The 3,801-nt window shown below is 50.1% G+C and carries 4 protein-coding genes; 1 reads left to right on the top strand and 3 read right to left on the bottom strand.

The features are described 5' to 3' along the window. Nucleotides 1–35: 35 nt before the first annotated feature. Nucleotides 36–1,094: a T9SS type A sorting domain-containing protein gene (locus HKN79_02570; protein NNC82433.1), complete on the top strand. Its 1,059-nt coding sequence runs from the start codon at nucleotides 36–38 to the stop codon at nucleotides 1,092–1,094. An 80-nt stretch (nucleotides 1,095–1,174) separates the two neighbouring features. Here the strand turns inward: HKN79_02570 and HKN79_02565 are convergent, their stop codons facing one another. The 3 genes from HKN79_02565 to HKN79_02555 all read right to left on the bottom strand — a co-directional run. Then, nucleotides 1,175–2,407, bottom strand: a complete 1,233-nt coding sequence (locus HKN79_02565; GenBank protein NNC82432.1) for a DEAD/DEAH box helicase — start codon at nucleotides 2,405–2,407, stop codon at nucleotides 1,175–1,177. Between the two features lie 289 nt (nucleotides 2,408–2,696). Next, nucleotides 2,697–3,011, bottom strand: a complete 315-nt coding sequence (locus HKN79_02560) for a hypothetical protein (GenBank protein ID NNC82431.1) — start codon at nucleotides 3,009–3,011, stop codon at nucleotides 2,697–2,699. Nucleotides 3,012–3,317: 306 nt separating this feature from the next. Further along, nucleotides 3,318–3,801: hypothetical protein (locus tag HKN79_02555; protein ID NNC82430.1), on the bottom strand; the 484-nt coding region annotated here is incomplete at its 5' end.

The following is a 3,801-nucleotide window of genomic DNA, read 5'->3' as shown; positions in this document are numbered from 1 at the left end:
ATATTCAGAAGATCAGTCCTCCGAGTCCATGTCGAATGGAGGTAGAGCCACCAGAACTCTCTAACTATGTCAATGTAGATGGCATCGTGAGCAATGATGAACCAGATAGTGCGGTAGCCATTATGTGGCCTGAATTCGACCATATCGACTTTTACTATGCACCATCCATTTTCCTGGGTCCCGACCAGTTCGGAGTGGATCAGGACTTCTTTCTCTCATATTTCAGAGAGGATGTGTTGGATAGTCTCTGGTTCTGCGGCAGAAGGTATATGCCTGGAAACTATGAGTGTGACCTTCTAGACTACCGGATTCCTGTCAGATATGAGTATCGTAATTCCTACGTCAACCCCTGTGGCAACGATGCTCCTCCACTTCCTGCTCCGGTGGATCTGACCAAATCCTTCCAACCGGTGCCCTATCCCAATGGGGATGTGGACCGTGTTCAGGTCAAATGGTTCAAGGGATCACCTGAAGTTCGCTTCCAACCTCAAGATGGGGTGGGCTGCGATATACAGTTCTGGCCCATACGTGATCTGGCCACCAATACACCCATCATCGGGGCCGATTCGGTGATGATCAGTGATGTCACTAAACCAGACAAGGAGCTCTTCAAATGGCCCATCAAGTTCAGGGCCGATGGGGTAAATAATAGCAAGCGGGTAGAACCCAGTACTCGCTACAACTGGCGCGTACGCTGTGCCTGTGACTATGGATCAGGTCCTGAAAGCGAATGGTCGGAGATCAAGATCTTCAATACACCTGCTTTCGATCCGAGTACCGGAATCTATATCCCGCCTCCCGGGCAGTATCTGAGCGAGAATGGCGAGGTGAAGTCCACCGGACAGGAAGTGCTAGAGCTCAAGGCATTCCCCAATCCTGTGCAGGATATCCTCACCATACAGAGTGTGCAGTCCATCGCTTTGGATCGGATAGAGATCTTGGATATGACCGGTAGACTCGTCCTACAGGAGAATGCCGTTATGGATAAACAACTGGAGTATCGATTGGATATGAGTCCACTGCCCACGGGACTCTACATGGCCCGTGTATGGGCCGGTGAGATGGAGCAGGTACTCCGCTTTGAGAAATATTAGAGTATGATCTGGATAGCCAATTAAAAAAAGACCCCGGCCATGATGGTCGGGGTCTTTGTAATGTGTTAGAACGAGCTGACTCAGTTCACATAGGTCAAGGCTCTACCGCCCTTTCCTGCGCGACCGGTACGACCGATACGGTGTATGTAACTGTCGTAGGTCATAGGGAGCTGATAGTTGATGACGTGCGTCACATCATCCACATCGATACCTCGGGCCGCCACATCAGTGGCCACCAGTACGTCTACTTTACCTTTCTTGAAGGCATTCAGAGCGACCTGACGGGCATTCTGACTCTTGTTCCCATGGATATCCTCAGACTTTATGCCTTGCTTGTTCAGATTCCTGCAAAGACGTTTCACCCGGTGCTTCGTTTCATCGAATACGAGTACACGGGCAAACTCATCCTTTTCCAATAGCTCGCAGAGGTGTTTGAACTTGTCCTCTCCGTCTTTCAAACGGATGACGTCCTGATCGATATGGTCGCTGCTTACCAGACCCGAGCTTACCTTGACGGATACAGGCTTGTGCAGTATCTCATCGATACGTCTCTGTTGGGATTTCTCGATGGTGGCCGAGAAGAGCATGGTCTGCTTCCTATTGCGCATCATGTCGATGATCTTGTCCATATCACGGGCAAATCCCATGTCCAGCATGCGATCGAACTCATCCAATACCAGCGTATTGAAATTGCGTAGATCGAGCACCCGTCTATCGATCAGGTCGAGCAATCTGCCCGGTGTGCCGATATAGATGTGCGATGGTCTTTGAAGCTTCTGAAGGTCCTTATTGATATTGGTCCCACCGATGAAGCAACAGCTATGCAGGCCGAGGCCTTTGGTCATGCTCTTGAATTCCTGCTCTACTTGAAGTGCGAGTTCTCTCGTAGGAACTACGATCAGTGCATGTTCTTTTCTGTTCTTCTTCAGTAAGAAGTCGATCATCGGGATCAGGAATGCTCCTGTCTTTCCGGTGCCGGTCTGCGCGATACCTAGGATATCGCGTCCTTGGAGTAGGGGGTCCAGACTGCGGTCTTGGATCTCAGTAGGGGTCTTGAAGCCTTTGCTTGCCAAACAGCTCCTCAATCGCTTGTCGATAGGGAGTTCTTCGATGGTGCGTGTGGCTTCATACACCTGTTCTTCTTTAGAAATGGCCTTTTGGACCAGTGTGCTAGGGTCGATACTCGATACGAGTTTCCTTCCCTGTCTGCGTGAATTATTGCGTGAATTATTACGTGGAGCGTTCCCTGAGGGTCTCCTCTTTTTTCCGCGATAGGACGAATTGCCGCCCTGGCGGGTATTTGAATTTCTCATAAAATAGTGTGATCCAGGCTATTCTTTGCCTGGCGTCTTAGATGTCGATTCCGACATGTGCGTGCGGAATCCTGCTTTTCTCTTAAAATTGAGCGCGATGATGCACATGTGAATTCGGGATCATCGGCTGCGATACATCTCGTTGGTGTATCTCCTGATGAGCAGAACATTCGTGAAGGAGAAAACTACGTATGGTGGGGTAGTGATGCCTAGACAGAGCTGTCGGCTGATAAGGTGCTACAAAGATAGACCAATAACCGTGCCCGTGTGAGAAATCTCTATTTCGGCCTCAGTTCTCCCGTATGATCGGTCCTTCTACGCGCTTGATCAGCTGGGATCGACTTCCCGGTATGAGCTTGTAGATAAGCACATGGAAATTCCATGCATCTCGCAACTCGGGATGATTATCCTGCCATGAGCGTATGATCCTGTACAGGGAGAATCCCTGGTCGGCCTTCCAGCCGTCAAAGGTGTGTATGGCCAAGCACAAGGTGCCATTGTATAGATCCAGGAATTCGGAACAGGGAACTTCTTCTCGAATACTCTGGGTCACTCGGCTGAAGAAGTGACGCTCGTTGATCTCGGTGATAAGTGACTTTTCCATATCTATCGAATTGTGGTCTGCTGAGAAAGCGGCAGATTCCGTGCCTGAGTCTGTTCCCCAGTTCTCACAGTGATGAACAGAACGTGGTTTTTTCCACAAGGGAGTCGAGGGTCGATTTTCACTTTCAGCTTGCTTCTGCCTTTTCACACTGGAATCCTCGAATTTCTAGGGATGCTTATGGTAAAAAGCACAATATGTTGAGAAGTACAAAGGGCTGTACTTCCCTGTAGATCATAGGTTTGCCAGCGAATTGTGGAAAAACGTGGACGTAATTCCTCAACCGGAACTACATGGGCAGTCTACCCGTCAATCCACTAGAAAGGGAGTCGAACGACCATCGTCCAAGATCAAGAGATAATTCCCTTCTCGCAGCTCCGCGATATCGATCACGGTAGGATGTGCCGAGAGCTCGGACTGCATTACCGTTCGGCCACGCCCATCCACTATGCGGAAGCCTCGGGAGCGTTCCAAGTGGTCGATATAGAGTCTATCCTGTGCAGGATTGGGCCATAGTCTGAGGGTCTCCTTGGCCTGTTCCTCGACATCATCTACGATGGTGAGTCCATTGATATCATACTGCGAGAAGAACTCCCAGATGACCGCAGAGGCATTGAAATCCTGATTGGTAGTTCCGATAATGATATCTGTCCCCGGCCAGGTATGTGCACCATCGAAGACCTTGTAAAGTTCTACCGAGCTTCCATTGGTCCCTCCCTCGTAGAGCCAGCGTTCGGCCGTGCAGCCGTCATCCGGATCGCTATCCGGTACCGGAGTGATGAGGGGAGGGATG

The sequence above is a fragment of the Flavobacteriales bacterium genome (assembly GCA_013001705.1).
Taxonomy (GTDB): Bacteria; Bacteroidota; Bacteroidia; order Flavobacteriales_D; family JABDKJ01; genus JABDLZ01.
This window is presented reverse-complemented; position numbering and strand designations above follow the sequence as displayed.

What these genes read in the sequence shown, in the direction of transcription:
- HKN79_02570 (NNC82433.1), top strand. Translation starts at nt 36, where the DNA reads ATGGAGGTAGAGCCACCAGAACTCTCTAACTATGTCAATGTAGATGGC.
- HKN79_02565 (NNC82432.1), bottom strand. Translation starts at nt 2,407, where the DNA reads ATGAGAAATTCAAATACCCGCCAGGGCGGCAATTCGTCCTATCGCGGA.
- HKN79_02560 (NNC82431.1), bottom strand. Translation starts at nt 3,011, where the DNA reads ATGGAAAAGTCACTTATCACCGAGATCAACGAGCGTCACTTCTTCAGC.